Source organism: Gemmatimonas sp. (assembly GCF_041689975.1).
GTDB lineage: Bacteria > Gemmatimonadota > Gemmatimonadetes > Gemmatimonadales > Gemmatimonadaceae > Gemmatimonas.
Map to the genome: position 1 here is coordinate 24,639 of NZ_JBDNFF010000008.1, position 17,378 is coordinate 42,016.

The 17,378-nt window shown below is 64.7% G+C and carries 12 protein-coding genes; 5 read left to right on the forward strand and 7 right to left on the reverse strand.

Annotated elements, in window-relative coordinates; translation table 11 throughout:
• Positions 1-10 precede the first annotated feature (10 nt).
• The 5 genes from tssA to tssB all read right to left on the reverse strand — a co-directional run bounded on the left by tssA (position 11) and on the right by tssB (position 5,256).
• Positions 11-1,906: a type VI secretion system protein TssA gene (gene tssA / locus ACESNG_RS00435; RefSeq protein WP_373067261.1), complete on the reverse strand. Its 1,896-nt coding sequence runs from the start codon at positions 1,904-1,906 to the stop codon at positions 11-13.
• A 75-nt stretch (positions 1,907-1,981) separates the two neighbouring features.
• A complete protein-coding gene (locus ACESNG_RS00440; RefSeq protein WP_373061930.1) occupies positions 1,982-2,683 on the reverse strand; it encodes a type VI secretion system accessory protein TagJ in 702 nt (233 codons plus the stop codon).
• 15 nt (positions 2,684-2,698) lie between these two features.
• Positions 2,699-3,190, reverse strand: coding sequence for an Hcp family type VI secretion system effector (locus ACESNG_RS00445; protein WP_373061928.1), 492 nt, complete (start codon positions 3,188-3,190; stop codon positions 2,699-2,701).
• A gap of 79 nt (positions 3,191-3,269) precedes the next feature.
• Positions 3,270-4,748: a type VI secretion system contractile sheath large subunit gene (gene tssC, locus ACESNG_RS00450; protein ID WP_373061926.1), complete on the reverse strand. Its 1,479-nt coding sequence runs from the start codon at positions 4,746-4,748 to the stop codon at positions 3,270-3,272.
• Position 4,749: 1 nt separating this feature from the next.
• Positions 4,750-5,256 carry a type VI secretion system contractile sheath small subunit gene (tssB, locus tag ACESNG_RS00455; RefSeq protein WP_373061924.1) on the reverse strand — a complete coding sequence of 169 codons (507 nt, stop codon included), beginning with the start codon at positions 5,254-5,256 and terminating at the stop codon, positions 4,750-4,752.
• 204 nt (positions 5,257-5,460) lie between these two features.
• Here tssB and tssK (ACESNG_RS00460) point away from each other — a divergent pair, with 204 nt between their 5' ends.
• On the forward strand, positions 5,461-6,807 hold the full coding sequence (gene tssK / locus ACESNG_RS00460; RefSeq protein ID WP_373061922.1) for a type VI secretion system baseplate subunit TssK: 1,347 nt from the start codon (positions 5,461-5,463) through the stop codon (positions 6,805-6,807).
• 13 nt (positions 6,808-6,820) lie between these two features.
• Here tssK (ACESNG_RS00460) and ACESNG_RS00465 read toward each other — a convergent pair whose 3' ends face one another.
• Positions 6,821-8,302, reverse strand: a complete 1,482-nt coding sequence (locus ACESNG_RS00465; protein WP_373067263.1) for a hypothetical protein — start codon at positions 8,300-8,302, stop codon at positions 6,821-6,823.
• 260 nt (positions 8,303-8,562) lie between these two features.
• On the opposite strand from ACESNG_RS00465, the gene tssK (ACESNG_RS00470) reads away from it, so the two are divergent.
• The 3 genes from tssK (ACESNG_RS00470) to ACESNG_RS00480 are packed head-to-tail and all read left to right on the forward strand — an operon-like array spanning position 8,563 to position 14,284.
• On the forward strand, positions 8,563-9,978 hold the full coding sequence (gene tssK, locus ACESNG_RS00470) for a type VI secretion system baseplate subunit TssK (protein WP_373061136.1): 1,416 nt from the start codon (positions 8,563-8,565) through the stop codon (positions 9,976-9,978).
• 23 nt (positions 9,979-10,001) lie between these two features.
• Complete coding sequence (locus ACESNG_RS00475; protein ID WP_373061135.1) at positions 10,002-10,718, forward strand: DotU family type IV/VI secretion system protein; 717 nt, start codon at positions 10,002-10,004, stop codon at positions 10,716-10,718.
• Positions 10,719-10,732: 14 nt separating this feature from the next.
• Entirely contained in the window at positions 10,733-14,284 is a 3,552-nt protein-coding gene (locus tag ACESNG_RS00480) for an ImcF-related family protein (RefSeq protein ID WP_373061134.1), read from the forward strand.
• 21 nt (positions 14,285-14,305) lie between these two features.
• On the opposite strand, the gene ACESNG_RS00485 is transcribed toward ACESNG_RS00480, so the two are convergent.
• Positions 14,306-16,060 (reverse strand): serine/threonine-protein kinase, encoded by a 1,755-nt coding sequence (locus tag ACESNG_RS00485; protein WP_373061133.1) that lies wholly within the window; start codon positions 16,058-16,060, stop codon positions 14,306-14,308.
• A gap of 115 nt (positions 16,061-16,175) precedes the next feature.
• Here ACESNG_RS00485 and ACESNG_RS00490 point away from each other — a divergent pair, with 115 nt between their 5' ends.
• Positions 16,176-16,913, forward strand: coding sequence for a CsgG/HfaB family protein (locus ACESNG_RS00490; protein WP_373067266.1), 738 nt, complete (start codon positions 16,176-16,178; stop codon positions 16,911-16,913).
• Positions 16,914-17,378: the final 465 nt, after the last annotated feature.

Genomic DNA, 17,378 nt, shown 5'->3' on the forward strand with positions numbered 1-17,378 from the left:
AATGCGGTCCTCAACCCTGCTGCAGGGCGAGCGCCTGCAGCGGATCGAGACGGCAAATTCGCAGATACAGCTTGTATCGCCGGGCTGAATCGTCATCGGTTCGCGTGAGCACCGTGTGCATCAAGGCGAGCGGCTGCGCGACCAGCGCACCCGCCTCCCAGTCTTCAAGCTTCCGGTCGTCGATGATTTCGAGCAAACGCTCGAGAATCGGCTCCGCGACCTGATTGAGCCCGGCCTCGACCATGATGTAGGCGATCTGCGTCTGGCGGACGAAGCGCCCGCGTTCCGACTGATCGCGCGCGAGTTCCGTCATCAGGCGCTCGATGGCCTTGTTCGGTCGGCCGGCGCTCAGCTCGGCGCGAGCGATGTCGAACGGATCACGTCCGGTGGCGACGGGTGCGCGGCGCTGACGCGTAGCGCGCAATCCGCCTTGGCTCGCAGTAGCCTCGTCGTCGGCCAGCGCCTCGCCAAGCAGTTCCGCGCCGTCGCCGATGGCGCTGTCGGGGGCGGAGTCGTCAGCGCTCGCGACCTCGGCTTCCGCCGCCTCTGGGGGAGCGTCGAGTCCGTTGGCGGACAGCCAGGCCTTGGTTTCGTCGTTGGCAGACGGCGTGTCATCCATGAGCGTCATTCCCGGGAGCTGTGGCAGGGCGCGCAGCAACGCCTGCAGTTCGCTGCGAATGATGGCCGCCACTGGATCGAATCCGCTGCCCAGATTGGCGCAGGCAGTCAGCGAGTAGCGCTGCAGGTCGAGCCAGCCGCGACCTTGGGCCGTGCCCATGAGCCCTTCGCACTGTTCAAGGAGATCGGCCCACCGATTGTCGAGCAGCAACGACTTGAGCCGCGCGCGCATAGGTGTGGCCGGCGCTTCGAGCAACCGTGGATCGAGATCGGGCGCGCGCACGCGCAATTCACCCCAGCGGAAGGCCCGCAGCATGGCGTACGGCGCCGGGCTGGTGGCGTCCTGCCCACGTAGCCACTTGGCGACGACGATGACGCGCTGCGCAGCATCCTGCTTGTTGACGGGCTCGGGGGTCTGCGGTCCGTCGCTTGGTGTGTCGGCGACACCGGACGCTTCCGTCTCGAACACTTCTTCGATCGGATCGGGGTCGAGCTCGAGCTTTCGGGCGAGCGTACTGCCGGCGAAGCGTCGCAGTTCAACGAGTCCATTACGCAGACCGGTGTACGCGGGCGCCTCGCGGCCGAAGCGATCGTCGGACATCGCCTCGAGCGCGGCGAGGCCGGCCACGGCCGTATCGATATCGACGACCAGTACTTTGTAGAAGACCTTGCCGGTGTTCTCAATCGCGGCGTCGGCCGCTTCAGGCATCGTCTTGCCCAACGCCTCCGCTTCACTGCGGGCCGACTTGAGGCTCTTTTGGGTCTCGTAGTCGGCGGCACTGATCGCGACTTCCGTGGGAATGCCACGCGACGTGTTGTAATTGAGCAGCGAAAGGCCGCCCGATGCGATCGTGAGCTGCTGCAACGGGAGCGTCAGCTTGTTGCCGATCCACTCCAACGGGCCGCTGCGGAGTTCGAAGTCGCCGTCTTCTCCTTCCGGATAACAGGTATCCCAGTACTGCTCGAGGATACCACGCAGCAGTTCGATCCCGGTATGCAACCCGGACACGCCTTGGCGCTGCAAGAGCACCTCGGTCATCCACGCCGCGAGCTGCAGGTCCTTGGTGGACTTGTTCAGCAGTTGGGTGCCGATGGCGGCGGCGCGATTCCAGTCGGGCACCTTCCGGTCGGCCAACATGTTGCCGTCTTTGTCGGGGACCGCGAGCTCTTCCCGCCGCGCTTCCTTGAAGGTGTCGTACTGCGGATCGTAACGCATATCGCTGCCGGCGGGATTGTCTCCCGGAATCGGCGCGAGCAGCGTCGTGAGCAGCTCGGAGTTTACTGGCATGTCGAGAAAGAGAAACGGAAACGTCGACACCGTCACCGCACAACGCGGTGACGGTCTGGTACCGACGGGCGTCGGTTAGGACGCGATGACGAGTTCCCGCACATCCACGAGCGGCACGAGCCGATCGTCGACGCGCAGCAACTTCTGGCCAACGGGAGCGAAGTCACCGGACGGGAGATCCTCCCAGTCGGTGGCCCGTCCGAGCCGGATTTCGTCCTCGGCATGGCGCCACGCGCCGACCGAGAGGGTAGGCAGGAGGATTTCGCCGAGTTCCTTGTCGGCCACGGAGGGCCCGGTGCGCAGCTGTGCCGGCGCCCAGTGCAGGTCGCGCAGGCGCGCGGGCGCAGGCGTGGACCACGACGCGAGATGCGCGAACGGGATCCAGAGATAGCGTCCGCCGGCGATCACTTCGAGTCGGGCGCCCAGCCGGGGATCGGCGTCTTCGATCGAGGAAAACGGTTCGCCGTTGAGCATCCCACTGACCGGTGACGGGGCAGTGGTGGTCGGAAAGTCACCTGTGTCGAACATGTGTTCACGAACGCGCTCGGCCTCGATGGCCGAGCGATAAAGCATCGTGCCTGCTTCGGCCATGTGGCCGTTCTTGGCGAGCACGTCGAGCTGCTTCTGCGCCCGCGACCAGTCGCCTGCGAAGGTGAGCAGCTCGAACAGAAACGTGCGCCGTTGGGCGTCGGCCGGAAAATTCCGGAGCTCGACGCCCAACGCTTCGATTGCCGCGCCGAGCTGGCCGGCCGCGTAGAGCGCTTGCGAGGAGGCCATGGCGCGGACCTCGCCTTACGCCGACACCTTGGTGCTGTCCCACGAGGCCTGACCGGCCACCGCGAGCTTACCCTTGTCGTCCTGCGTCTTATACTCGATTTCGACCTTCGCGAACGCGAGCGTGAGCGACTCGGACGGCGTGTCGTCGCCACCGCTCGAACCCGACCATTGCACGGACTCGACCATCACGTCGGTGAACGTATAGGTCAGGAAGATATCCTGGCCGCCGGTGCCGGTGGCCTTGCGCATCGAGACCGTCGCCTTGTCGAAGTGCTGACCCGTGCAGCACGCCGCGAAGAGCGCGGCCGACGACTTCTCGGTCTTCTTACTGACCATGAAGCTGGACACCGCCACGCGGCCGGCGGAGAGGCCGTCACGGCCCGGTCCGACCGACGTCGGGTTGGAGGCACCCCAGCTGAACGCGTAGATCTCAATTTTCTTTTCGAAGCCGGCCGCCGTGCACTCACCGACGACACCGGTGATATCGAGATACGTATCGAATGCCATGTGCGTGATACTCCAGGGTAAATGAAGAATGAACGATCGGGAACGTACGACCTACGGTACCACCAGACGAGCGACGAGACTACTTCGCGGCGGCGGGGAGCTCGGCCACCAGTCTCATCGACACGGCCAGCTCGTCGAGCTGGTAGTGCGGACGCAGGAACGCGACGGCGCGATAGGCTCCCGGCTTGCCCGGGATTTCCACCACATCGACACGTGCTTCCGACAACGGCTTCTTCGCCTTGATGGAGGCCGTGGCGCCTTCGACGGCGACGTAGTTCTGGATCCAGCGATTCAGGAACGAATCGACTTCGGCGCGTGACGTGTACCCGCCGATCTTGTCGCGCATCATCACCTTGAGATAGTGCGCGAAGCGCGACGTGGCGAAGATGTACGGCAGCTGCGCGGACAACTTCGCGGCGGAGGTCGCGCCTGGCGAGTCGTACGTCTTGGGCTTCTGGGCCGACTGTACCGAGAAGAAGGCGGCGTTGGCGGTGCCCTTTTGGTGAACGAGCGGTGCGAAGCCGAGGTCGGCGAGTTCCTTTTCGCGACGATCGGTGATCTGCACTTCGGTTGGGCACTTCATGGCGAGTTCACCCGACTCCATCCGAAAGTTATGGATGGGGAGCCCTTCCACCAGTCCACCGCTTTCGACACCGCGGATCTGTGCACACCAGCCGTACATGGCGAACGCCTTGTTGACGTTTGCTGCCATAGCGTACGCGGCGTTGCCCCAGCAATAGTGCTCGTGATTTGAGCCGTCAACGCGCTCTTCGTAATTGAAGGCTTCCACCGGTACGGTGGCGGAGCCGTAGGGTTCGCGCATGAGCACGCGCGGCGCGGCGAGCGCGACATAACGGGCATCTTCGCTCGAGCGGAACGCCTTCCAGCGGGCGTACTCGGTACTGTCGAAGATCTTGGCGAGATCGCGCGGCGTGTCGAGGTCGGTCCAGCTCTGCAGGTTGAGCATGTCGTGTGACGCCGCCGTCATGAACGGTGCGTGCGCGGCGGCGGCCACGTTGGAGATCTTTTCGAGCAGCTCGATGTCCTGACCGCTCTTGTCGAACTGATAGTCGCCAACGAGCGCGCCGAAGGGCGTTCCACCGAACACGCCGTACTCTTCCTCGTACGCCTTCTTGAAAAGCGCACTCTGGTCGAACTCGGGTGCGCGCTGCAGATCGCGCAGCAGATCTTTCTTGGAGACGTTGAGCACCTTGATCTTGAGCATGGCGCTCGTCTCGCTTTGTTTCATCAAGAACTGCAGACCACGCCACGATCCCTCAAGCTTCTGGAAGTCGGGGTGGTGTATGATCTCGTTGACCTGGAGCGACAGCAGATGATCGATCTGCGCGATACGCGCGTTGATCATCGTTTCCGTGTCGCGATTGATCGTGATCGCGCCCTCAAGGACTTCGCTCACGAACCGCTTGACCAGATCCTTGCCGCGACTCTTCGTCTCAGCGTCCTTGCCCATCTTGCCCTGTTCGACGATCTGGTCGAGCAGGGAGAGTTCGGCGTCGGTCGTGACGGCTTGCGCGCCCGCCTTCTGTGCTTCGGCCATGTTAGCTCTCCAACCCGAGTTCGGCCTTCAGCCTGGCCATTTTGTCGGCGTCGCCCAGTGTGTCCTGCAGGACTTCGTCGAGCTTCTCGTTCGTCTGCAGATTGGCGCGCAGGTTCGCGAGTTCGGTCCGCAGCTCGAGCAGCTCGCGGAGCGGCTTGACCTGCTTGGCGACGGCGTCAGGCGAGAAGTCGTCCATGCTGCGGAAGTTCAGTTCGATACCAAGCTTTGGAGCATCCGCGTCTTCGCTCAGCTTGTTTTCCACGGAGAACTGCAGACGCGGCTTCATGCTGGCGAGCGTATCGTCAAAGTTGTCAGGCGTGATCTCGACGAACTTCCGATCCTTCAACCGCGCGAGGGGTTCCGCGGGGTTACCGCTGAAGTCACCAAGCACGCCCATGAGGAACGGGAGCTCCTTCATTTCAATCGCGCCACCGGTTTCGACCTCGTACGAGATTTGGATGCGAGGCGGACGGACTCGTTCGAGTTTTTTCTGCGTACTTTCGGCCATACAACACTCCGGCGCGATTGGACTTGAGGGGAGAGTTCGTGATTGTCCAACGGGAGAGCAAGTGTCCTACTGAAGGGCCCGCTTGTCAAGTCTTCACCACGTCAACCTGACGCCCCGGTCCTCCCGCGTTACGATCCGTCAGGAAAGGGCGGAGGAGTTGCCGACGACTCTGACGAGACGGGGGGTGTTGGGATACGTTGGGGGATGCGCCACTCACCGCCGGTACTTTGGACCAAGGGCGTCCTGCTTACGCCGCAGCATCTGCAGGCGCAGGATCGACATCACGAGGAAACGCTCGCCTTTCAGGTTGACGCGCTCGCCTTCAGCCCGTGGGGGCTGTCGCACTTGTCCCTGGATCTGGCCGCGCTTGCCGGAGGTACGCTCGTCACTACGACGATTGCCGGTCGCTTCGCGGACGGCTTGCTGTTCGACGCGCCGATTGCCGGTGCGACGCCACCACCCAAAGCGCTGAACGGCGCGTTTGGTCCCGATCAGGACACGCTGCTCGCGTACGTCGCGGTGCCGGAGTATCGACCGGGCGCGCGCAACGTGGCTCGGCGCGGTGAGTCTGCGTCAGCACGATGGCAGGCCGACGAACAGCTGCTGCGTGATGAAACGACTGGGCTGACCGAGCGGCCGATTCAAGTGTCACCGCCGTCGTTACGGTTGCTGCTGGAAGGGGAAAGCCTGGAAGGCTATACGGCGATGCCCATCGCCCGGCTGCGTCGTGCAGCCTCCGGTGACGTGACGCTGGATTCCCAGTTTGTTCCCCCCTTGCTCGACCTCTCGGCGAGTGAGGTCATGATGGGGATGATGCGTCGGCTCACCGAGCGTCTATCGGCGCGCAGTGCGTCGCTTTCGGGTAGCCGACGTCAGCGCAATCAGGGATTGGCCGATTTTACGGTCGCCGACGTGGGCAGTTTTTGGCTGCTGTATACGGTCAACACGCACCTGCCGGCGATCCGGCATTTGCATGAGGTGAGACGGGGGCATCCTGCCGCCCTGTGGGAAGCGATGCTAGCGCTGGTCGGCGCCTTGTCCGCTTTTTCGACCAGCGGCGACGCGCGGTCGTTGCCGACCTACGATCACCTGCGCTTGGGCGAAGGCTTTTTCGAGCTCGAGCGTCGGCTGTATGAGCTACTGGATGGTGCGGTGGTCGATACGGCCGTCGCGTCGCCGCTCAAGCCGGTGCGTGCCACGCTGCACGCGGTGGCCATCGAGCAAGTGCAGTGGCTGGAGGCGCCGCAGTGGTTTCTTGCGGTCAGTGCCCCGCTGCGCCAGCAGGAGCTGATTCCGAAGGTGCTGCAGGGGTGTAAGGTGGGCGCCGCCGACGTGGTCGACACCTTGATCCGTCAGGCGCTCCCGGGCATCGAGCTCGCGCACATTTCGTCGCCCCCCTCGGCGGTGCCGGTAAAGCTGGACTTTCAGTACTTCGCGATCCGGAAGGCGGGGAGCGCGTGGGACGCGATCGCGCGCGCGCGCAACCTGGCCGTGTACGTCCCGGCCGAACTGGTCGACGCGCGCTTCGAACTGGTGATCGTCCTCCGATAGCGCGGAGGATAGGTCATTTCAACGCGGGCGCGCTGACGGACGGCACTTTGGGCACCGCGGGCTTGGACGGCATGCTGGGCTGAGGCTTCCGCAGTACGAAGACGATGACAATGACGGCAAGTAGAATGACCGTATTAATGACGACGATCAGCCCCATCGGAATGGTGCGTTTGGCCGGTGTGGCGATCGTGACCGGCTTGGCGGCGGCCGGCGTGGAAGCCAACGGGACGACGGGGGCGGCGGCCTGACTGATCAGGCGTGTAAAATCACTCGGTCCGGTGGCCTTGGGCGCGGCCCCGCCCATCGGCGAGAGCGGCGTTGCGCCTCCCTGACCAAATATCGGCGGTGGCAGCACGCCGGGCGGAAGTCCGGCGACACCGCCGATCGGTAACGAACCCATGGGTGAGGCACCAAGGGGTGACGTGCTCATGGGCGAAGCGCCGATCCCGCCGCTGAGAGGGGGAACAGAGGGCGTGAACGGGAGCGGCGCCATGGGCGCGCTGGATGCAGGCACCGAGGAACCGAACAGCGGCGAGTGATCGAACACCGGGGACCCGTGGCTAGGTGACGGAGCGGTGGCGGCGACCGGCGCCGGCGGCATACACGCCGCCATGAAGCTGGGCGGCGTGAGAATGCCCAGCATAGACGCTGGTGGCTGCACACGGGGTGGTGGCGCGCTTCCGAGGGGTGACACGGGTGCTACGGGGGACAGGGGTATCGTGTCCGGAAGCGGTGCGACGGTGGCCGGCGCCGAGAACATTAATGTGAAGTCACCCGGCCCCGTTGTGGGTGGCGGGGGCGTTGGCGCGGGCGGCAATGGGGGAACGGAGGCCGGTAGCACGACTTGTTCGGTGGGCGGTTTTTGGACCGGAATGCCACCTTGTGTCGTGTTTAATGACGGATATTGCTCTAGTGATGGCGTCTCTTTCGCCAATATAGGTGGGACGCCGCGCATGGATTCCGACACGGGAGCCGCGAGTATGCTTGGCGCGCCAAACATTTGGGTAAACGCACCGGGGGCGGCTGGCACCGGGGCAGCGGGTGCGATTGGCGGAGGCACCGCCGATGTGACGGCGGCGGGCGCCGTGGGAATACCGGGCGCGTCAAACATCTGCGTGAACGCACCCGGTGCGGGGGCCGCCACCGGCGGCACGGTCGGCGCCGGTGGTGCCGGTTCGGCTATCGGCGGCACCTCGCTTGGTGGTACGCGGGCGGCCAGCCAGTCGAGGAACGACGTCAGTCCGGGCAGGAACTCGGTCACGACCGCGAAGCCTGACGGCAGTGTGGCCGTTTCGAGTACGCGGTTCTTGTCCGCGCCCGGCAGGCGGGTCAGCATCGCCCGTAAGCGATCGACCTGTTCCGGGCCGGCGGCGTCGGCGAGGTGCACCATGACGACACGGCCGGTCACCAGCTCTTGGGCGTTGTGGCTGCGAATACCGTCGTCTACCGCCACGCACTTCAGGAGGCGATAGCGGGCATTGAAATCTTCGCTCATGGTCGGGAAGTACCGGAAGAGTGCACGGGTGCGCCGGAACGACGCGACAACCGCACCGCTGGTGTATTCTTAAATTGTTCACGCGCTCTCGGCCACGCGCAATGCACAACGCGTAATGCAGCTGTTTCGCACACGCTGCCCCGTGCCGTGCGTGGCCGTTCCTGTCGGCGAGTGTTTGCAGGTTCACGACGCACCCCCCCCGCCTGTGCATGCCCTGCCGATCGTACGCCCGTCCGGCCTGACACGATGCACCTGATGCCATGCAACTGACCTCACCGCCGTCGCGCCGTGTTGTCTGGGAAGACGGCATGCATCTCGCGCCGCAGCATTTTCAGGCGCAGCGTCGCTATCAGGAAGACCAATCGACCCGTACACTCGACCTGCTCTTCCCGTTCGCCTATGGCTTGTCGGCGGTCGCGTTGGATAGCGATGCACTCCAGAACGGCACCCTGGCGCTAATCCATGCCCGTGGGGTGCTTCCCGACGGTACGGTGTTCCATACGCCAGACGCCGATCCGTCGCCGTCGCCCAGTGCGATCGCCGAACGTTTCTCGCCGACGCGTGATGCGCAGGTCGTGTTCCTCGCGCTGCCGCACTGGCGCCCCGACGCCGCGAACGTGGATCACCTCGACGGCGATGCCGAGGCGCACCGACCCTTTGATGCGAACGCCACCCCGCGGCGTTTTCAGGCCGTCGACAAGCTGGTGATCGACGAATCGACGGGGGCGGATCCGATGCGTGTGCGTTTCGCCGCCAGGAATTTGCGATTGTTGCTGGATGACGAACTTACCGACGCCTTCGTGTCTATGCCGATCGGTCGGATCCGTCGCGATGGACGCGGACAGTTTCAGGTGGACGGCGACTTCATCCCACCGGTGCTGCAACTTTCGGCCTGCGATGCGCTGCTGGAACTCACCCGTCGCACGGTGAGCCTGCTCGAGGCGAAGGGCAGCGCCTTGTCGGCGACCATCTCGAGTGCGCCGTCGGGTGCAGCGGGCGGGGCGGCGGGGTATGCAGGCAACGAACTCGCCACGCGCTGGCTGTTGCACGCGGTGCGATCGGCCGATGCCCCATTGCGGCACCTGCTGCTCACGCGACGGGCGCATCCGGAGCGATTGTTTCTCGAACTGTCACGACTGGCCGGCGCGCTGTCGACCTTCGCGATGGGCGGACATCCCCGCGAGCTACCGACCTACGATCACGATCATCTCACCGACGTGTTCGCGGCGCTTGAACTCCAGCTGCGCGCGCATCTCGACGTGGTGATCTCGGCCCGCGCAATTGTGGTGCCCCTGGTCGCGGCCTCAGAGGTGCTGCAGGTGGCCGTGCTGTCCGATCCGCGCTGCTTCGAGCCTGGTACGCGTTGGTTTCTGGGCGTCCGCGCTGATGTGGGACGCGCCGAACTGGTGGACCGCGTCCCGCGGCTCATGAAAACGTGCGCCAGCAAGTTCGTCCTTGAGCTGGTCCGTCGCGCCCTCAACGGACTTCCCACCGAGCATGTCCCGAGCCCTCCGGCTGGGCTCGCGCCGAAGCCCGATCTGACGTATTTCGAGCTCACGCTGAGCGGTCCATGCGCCCTCTCGCTGACCGACAGCCGCGAGATTGGCGTGTACGTGCCGGATGCGTTGCCGAGCGTCTATCTGGAAGTGGCGATCCTGTTGCCGTCGTCGTCGTAACCCAATCGTGTTGAGGAACATCCGTGTCTGCTTCGACTATGATGGCGCCCGGTCGTCTGGCGAGTGCGCTGCAGGAATCGATCACCGCCGTGGTTCGCCTGCGGGCGGATCGTCAGCCGGTCACCGATGCGACGGCGTTTCGCGCCCAAATCATTCAATTGTTGACGCGCGCCGAGCAGGAGGCGCTGCAGGCGGGGTTCACGGCCGCCGACGCACGATTGGCGATCTTCGCCGTCGTGGCATTCCTCGATGAATCCGTGCTCAATACGCGTACCGCGGCGCTGGCTGATTGGGCACGCCGTCCATTGCAGGACGAACTCTTCGGCGGCCACATGGGCGGCGAATGGTTTTTTCAGCATCTCGATCAACTGTTGGCGCGACCAGACTCCCCGGAGCTCGGTGATCTGCTGGAAGTGCACCAGCTCTGTCTGCTGCTGGGCTTCCTCGGCAAGTACGGCGCGGGCGACAATGGACAGTTGCACGCAACGACGTCGCGAGTGGCTGAGCGGCTGGGCCGACTGCGTGGGGCGCCGGGTGAACTGGCCCCACATTGGCATCCGCCGGCCGACCACGTCGAGGCGAAGGATCCCTGGCTCCGTCGGCTCACCCTCGCCGCCATCGCAAGCGCAGTGCTACTCGCCGTGTTGTGGGCCACGTATGCGTTGACGCTGCGCAGCGCCGCCAGCGACCTTCGCACGTTAGCGCCGGTGGCGTCGATCTCCGCGACCACCACTCGATAACCCCGGATCTTCTTATGGCGTCTCGCAAGCCGTTCGTCCGGTGGGTTCTCGCCGCCGCCGTGCTATTGATGTTCATTCTCGCGATCGTGCTCATCGAGCGCTCCGCCGCGCTTGATGCGTTGTCCACGTGGGGCCTTCGCGCTGGGCTGCTGGTGTTGGGGCTGATCCTCGCCGGTGCGATCCTCTGGTATTTGCGTCCGCCGAATGCGGAGCCGGTGCTCGATACTGGTGACGATGTGCTGCTCGCGATCGCTGCGGCGCGGGCCCGGTTACCGCGCGGGGCGTTCTTCAATCGTGCGATGGTGCTCGTGCTCGGTCCTGAGGGCGGCGCAAAGACCACGATGATCGCCCGCTCTGGTGGCGATCCCGAGTTGTTGGCGGGGGATGCACCGGCCGCGACAACCGACGCCCCGACGCCTACAAAGACCGCCAATGTCTGGGCACTCAGTCAGGCGGTCATCACTGAACTTGGTGGTGCGCTGCTCACCGATGCCCGGCGCTGGTCGAAAGTGGTGCGCGCGTTGCGGGCGCCCCGTGTGGCGGCGGCGGTGGGGCAGGGTGACGCGGCAGCACGGGCGATCGTGCTGTGCGTGCCGTGTGATCTGTTTTACGCCGGTGGCAACGGGCAGCAGCTCGAGCTGCTGGCGCAGTCGCTCCGGCAGCGGCTGGCCCAAGCGTCGCGCGAACTGGGGCTGGCCGTGCCGGTGTATGTCATGTTCACCAAGATGGATCGCCTACCGCACTTCCAGCCGTGGATCAGCGTGTTCACGAAAGACGAACTGCGTGCACCCCTTGGCGCCACGCTGCCCTTCGACCCGGCGTCGAACAGCGGCAGTTACGCGGAGCGGCTCACGCCGCGACTCGATGTTGCATTCCGCGAGATCATTGAGGGGATCGCTTTGCGCCGTTCTGAACTGCTGGGACGTGAAAGCGCGATCGATCGTCGCTATTCGTCGTACGAGTTGCCACGCGAGCTGCGCAAGCTGCAGCCGTCGGTGACGTCGTTGCTGTTGGAAGTGTGTCGTCCCACGCAGATCGGCTCGAGTCCGCAGCTGCGCGGCTTCTACTTTATGGGTGCGCGTCCGGTCGTGGTGACCGATGTCGCGCCGGCGTCGCCGCGTGCGCTCGTCGCCGCCGTGCCGTTGGCAACCGATGCCACGGGCATCTTCCGTCAGCCGGCGGTTGCCGCCGCCTCTCCGCTGGTCGCCGCAATACCGACTGCGCGCAAAGTGCCCGAGTGGGTGTTCCTCGATCGGTTCCTGCGTGACGTGGTGCTGGCCGACCCGAGCGCGGCGTCGGTGGCACGCGGTGGCGTGGGTGTGCAGCGTACGCGTCGTGCGATGTTGGGCGCGGTCACGGCGGCCGCGCTGCTGTTGCTCACGGGTGTGACGGTATCGTGGCTCGGCAATCGGGCCATCAGTAATAGGGTGGCCGAGGCCGCCCGGGCGGTGTCAGCGCTGCCAGTGGTTCAGTCGGCGCCCGGCACGATCGCCCTGCCGTCACCGGACGCGCTGCGCCGGCTCGATGCGCTGCGTGCGCAGCTCGATACATTGCGTGGACTCATCCAGGACGGTCCGCCGTGGCGTTTGCGATTTGGCTTGTGGAGTGGTCCGACGGTGTACGACGCGGCTCGTCCGGTGTGGTACGATGGGTTCCGCAAGCAACTCTTCGCTGACGGCCAGGGCGCGCTGATCGATTCGCTGAAGGCGCTGCCGGATGCCCCCTCGCCGGGGGATGACTACGGTACGACGTACGCACGACTGAAGGGCTATCTCATCACTACGTCGTCGCCCGACAAGAGCACATCGGCGTTTCTCGCGCCGGTGCTGCTCACGAGCTGGCAGCGCGGCATTACGACCGATGCCGATGTCACGGGGCTCGCCCGTCGTCAGTTCGAGTTCTATGCGAGCGAACTGCCCACGTACAATCCGTGGCCGAACGCTGCCAACGCGTCGCTGGTGACACAGGCGCGCGAGTTCCTCTCGCGCTTTACGGGTGGTGACCAGATTTATGCGAACATGCTGTCGGAAGCAAACAAGTCAGTGCCACCGGTGAAGGTGCCGCAGTCACCCGGCACCGTCGTGGCTCCGCCGGAAGTCGCCGGCGCGTTCAGTGCGAACGGCGCGAAGTTCATGGTCGACGCCTTCCGGAATTCCGACCGCTACTTTCAGGGTGAAACGTGGGTGGTCGGTGATTCGACCGCCGCGAAGTCGGTCGATCGCGACGCGATTATCGCTGCCATTCGCACGCGCTATCATGATGACTACCTGCGCTCGTGGCGTCAGGTCGTGCAGGGTACGAACGTGGCGCGTGCGTCGAACGTGAAGGACGCTGCCGCCAAGCTCGATGTGATCGCCGGGATGCAATCGCCGCTGCTGCAGTTATTGCGCACGGTGGCGGTGCACACGGATACCGATTCGAGTACGCGGGCCGCGTTTCAGCCGGTGCACGCGGTGACGCCGCCGGCGATCGTCGACAAGTACGTGTCGGAAAAGAACCAGCCGTACATGGATGGTCTGCTTGGATTGCAGGGCATGCTGACCCAGATCGGCAATCTGCCATCCGCCACCGATACGACCTCGACGCTGGTGCTCGTGCAGGCGGCACAGCTGGCCGGCGGTGATGTCACGAAAGCGCGCGTGGCAGCCAAGCGCGTGTCGCAGGGTTTCGCTGTGAGTGCCGAGGCGTCGTCTATGGCGAGTGCGGTGGAGCAGCTGCTGCTGGCGCCAATCGTGGGCGCCGAAGCGGTGCTCCGGACGGTGGCATCGGCCCGTCCGCCGGCGAAGCGCATGGTAGCGGTGGCGCCGCCGCCCCCGGTCGGTGGTGGTGGCGGTGGTGGTGGTGGTGGCGTGGCCGCAGCGGAGATCGCGGCGCTCAACGAGCGCGGTGTTGCACTGTGCTCGAAAGTCGATGCATCGCTCACGTCAAAATTTCCGTTTAACGCCGACGCGACAGCCGATGCCACGATCGCCGATGTGAAGGCGATCCTGACGCCCGATACCGGTGAGTTGTGGACGTTCTACGCCGATCGGCTGGCCAAGTACCTCACGAAGTCGGGCCTGAAGTACGTGGCGAAGCTGGTGGATGGTGTGGAGCTCTCAGAGAGCTTCGTCGGCTTCTTCAACAAGGCGGCGGAAGTGTCCGACGCGCTGTTCGCCGAGGATCCTGCCAATCCACATGTCACGTGGAACGTGAGCGGTATGATCACGGAGACGACACCGCTGGTCATCCTCAAGAACAACGGCCTCGAAGCGCGACTCGACAAGCAATCGTTTAAGAACGTGGTGGAGTGGCCGGCCACGTCGGGACGTCAGGCTGAATTGCTGGCGCGGTTCAAGAAGAACAAGGAGCTCCGTGTGAAGCTCACTACCGGCGAGTGGGCGATCTTCCGGTTGGTCGCCAGCGGCGATGCCTTCCAAGGATCGCTGGTGACGTGGAATGCGGCCGGTCTCAAAGACGCGGAGCCGGTACGGCTGCGCTTCGATGCGCAGCAGCGTGAGGCCGCATCGGTGCTGACGCGTGGATGGATGGGACGCATGAGCTGCGTCGCGCGGGTGACGAAGTAATCGACACCCGCGGGGTCGGCACTACTGCCCGCAGCTGAGTTGGGTGGTGTAGTCGCTGACCACGCGCGCTTGAGACATGGATTGGGCGAGGCCGCGGGCGTTGCGCAGCGCGGTGCAGGCGGCCTTCACTTCGTCCATGAGCAAGTGTGCTTCGGCAATGCGGATGTAGGCCCACGCGCTGTCTCCCGCCCCGGTCATCCGAGTGAGCAGTCCACGAATGGCAGGAATGGCCACTCGTGCGACCGCTTCATCGGCGGTGAGTGGGTCGAGCGCCTTCGTGATGCTGTCCAGCGAAAAACGCGCCGATGCGCCTGACGGCGACGCGGTGGGAGCGGTCGGCCTGGGTGCCGCGGCCGCGTTGGCTGGGGCATCGGACGGCGTGGTCGGCGCCGGAGTCCGACCACCCGACGGCACCGGATCGGGCGTTGAGGTGCTCGTTGAGCCGATCGCCTTTTGCGCGTTGGCTGCTGCCGACTGTGAACCGTCGATCAACGATCCGCCCGCATTCTTCGCAGCGTCCACGAGGTTCGTGACGTCCTGCACCCGTGGCGGCCGCTGCTTGTTGTAGAACCAGATCCCGCCACCGACGACCAGAATCAAGCCGAGGCTGGGCAGGCGAACACGTGGCCAGGGGAAGCTTCGACGGCGCGCCATCGGCTCGTCAAGATCTTCGTTCAGCGGGACCTGCTGGTTGGACTCGGAAACGGGTTTGACGGGCCTTGCGGGCGGAGTGACGACTCCCCCCCGCGCCTCGACCTCGTTCTTGATGTCTCCCCGAGACACGGTCGCGATCTGGCGCGCTGCGGCCGGTGCTTCGGCCTCGACGTTCGCTGCCACGGCCGGCGCCGCACCCGGCGCCGCACCCGGGACCGGTCCGGCGATGACAAACTCCAGCGCCTTAGCGAAGGCGCCAGCCGACGAGGTACGCTTGGTGGGCTCTCGCTCCAGCGCCTGATCGAGCACTTCTTGCAAGCCACCCGGCCACTGCAGGTCGTTGCGAACCAAGGCCAGCGGGCGCGGCGCGCTCATGAGGCGCGCGGTCATGCCACGATCGGGCGTGTTTCGGTCGAATGGGAGATCGAGCGTGAGGCAGGTATACGCGACCAGCGCGAGCGCGTACACGTCGCTGCGATGATCGAGCTCCGTGCCAAGCAGCTGCTCGGGGCTCATGAACTCGGGCGTACCGACCACGAAGCCGGTGCGGGTGAGGCCCGCTTCTTTGTCGTTCCCGCCCACCGCTTTTGCGATGCCGAAGTCCACCACTTTGCACCGATCCACGCCATTTTCGTCGACGGTGACCAGAATGTTGTCGGGCTTGAGGTCGCGGTGTACGATGCTTATGCGATGCGCGGCATCGAGTCCGTCGGCAACCTGCCGGATCAACACGGCTGTTCGCTGCAGGGTGAGTGGCCCCTCCTTTTCCAGCACTTCCTTGAGTGTCCGGCCGGAGACGTACTCCATGGCCAAATACACCGTGCCGTCGCTCGTTTCGCCGAAGTCGAAGACGCGGGCCACGTTCGCATGCTCGATGCGGCTGGCGTTGGCGGCCTCGCGATTGAAGCGGGCAACCGACGCAGCATCTTTGAGCAGTTCCGCGCGTAGCACCTTAATCGCGGCTTGCAGCGGCAGGCGCACGTGCCGGGCTAGGTATACCTTGCCCATGCCGCCTTCGCCCAGCAGGTCGGTAACCAGATACCGGTCGGCGACCACACTGCCGATCAGGTCACCATCGGAGTCGGCCGCGCGAAGCGTACTGCCGTCAGACGGGCAGAACACGTTCGGATCGGGGTAGCTTGTGCCACACACGGGACAGACTTTCGGCATACAAACCTGAACGAAATGGACGTCCGACAGTAAGTTCTGGGAATCTCACCCTTCGGAGAATACCCGCATGATCGCAGCCTCGCTCGTTCGCCGCACTCGCAGGGCCTTGGCCGTTACGACACTCGCTCTGCCTCTGGCGTTCGCTTCGGCCGGTGCCCAAGGCACCCCGTCAACCCGTCCGACCGTCGCCGTTCTGTACTTCACGAACGGCGCGATCAGCAACAATGTGGAATATGCGCCGCTCAGCAAGGGACTCGCGGAAATGATGATTACGGAATTGTCGGCCAACACGAATATCCGCGTGGTTGAGCGCGACCGGTTGCAGGCGTTGCTGGCCGAGCAGGATCTGGGCGCTACAGGCCGCGTGGAGAAAGAAACGGCGGCCAAGATCGGCCGGACGCTGGGCGCGCTGCACATGCTGATGGGCAGCTTTGTGATCGACTCGAAGCAGCGCATCCGCATGGACGTCCGCGCGATCAATACCGAAACGTCGGAGCTCGAGTACGCTACGTCGGTGACGGGCAAGGCGGACAACATGCTCGAGCTGCTCGGCGCACTCGGTGCCAAGCTGAATGCTGGACTCAAGCTTCCGGCGGTGCCGGCCGGCGTTCAGGAAGGGGCGGCGGTGGGTGCGAGGGGCCCCAACCAGCTTCGTTCGATGATGCTGATCAGTCGTGCCATCGAAGCGCAGGACCAAAAGAATTTGACGCAGGCGATCGCGCTGTACAAGGAAGCGGTCCAGGCGAATCCGAACAACGCGCGGGCGAAGACGCTGCTGGCCTCGGCCGAGCGCAGCGTGAAGTAACGAGGCCATGATTAAGAAACGCGGGGCGCGATCACTCGATCGCGCCCCGCGTTCATTGTGTGCCCAGCATGGGCGATGGTCGGGCGGTGCGAGTCCTCGCGGAACTTGGTCGTAGGAACCGAAGCGAACCGCAAGGCGCCAACCGTGAGGGGAGCGCTAAAAGAGGCGGGGTAGCGAACCCGTTGAGCCAGCGAACAGAAACCGGATATGCGGCAATGCCGCGCAGGGCGAGCGGGCCAATGACCGCGAAGCTCTCACGACCAACGCTCGATGCTGTAGATCCGGCGGTTGTGCGGTGAAGGCCATCGTTCTCACTAGGTCTTTGACCGTATGAATACTTGCTTAATTAATCTGGCAATCGACCGGGGCATCTCTGTATTGGGGAATGCCACGACCTCCTCTGCCGTTTCGACTGAAGCCGTCCGATGTTGCGACGTTGGACACCTTGATGCACGGCGGTGTCCA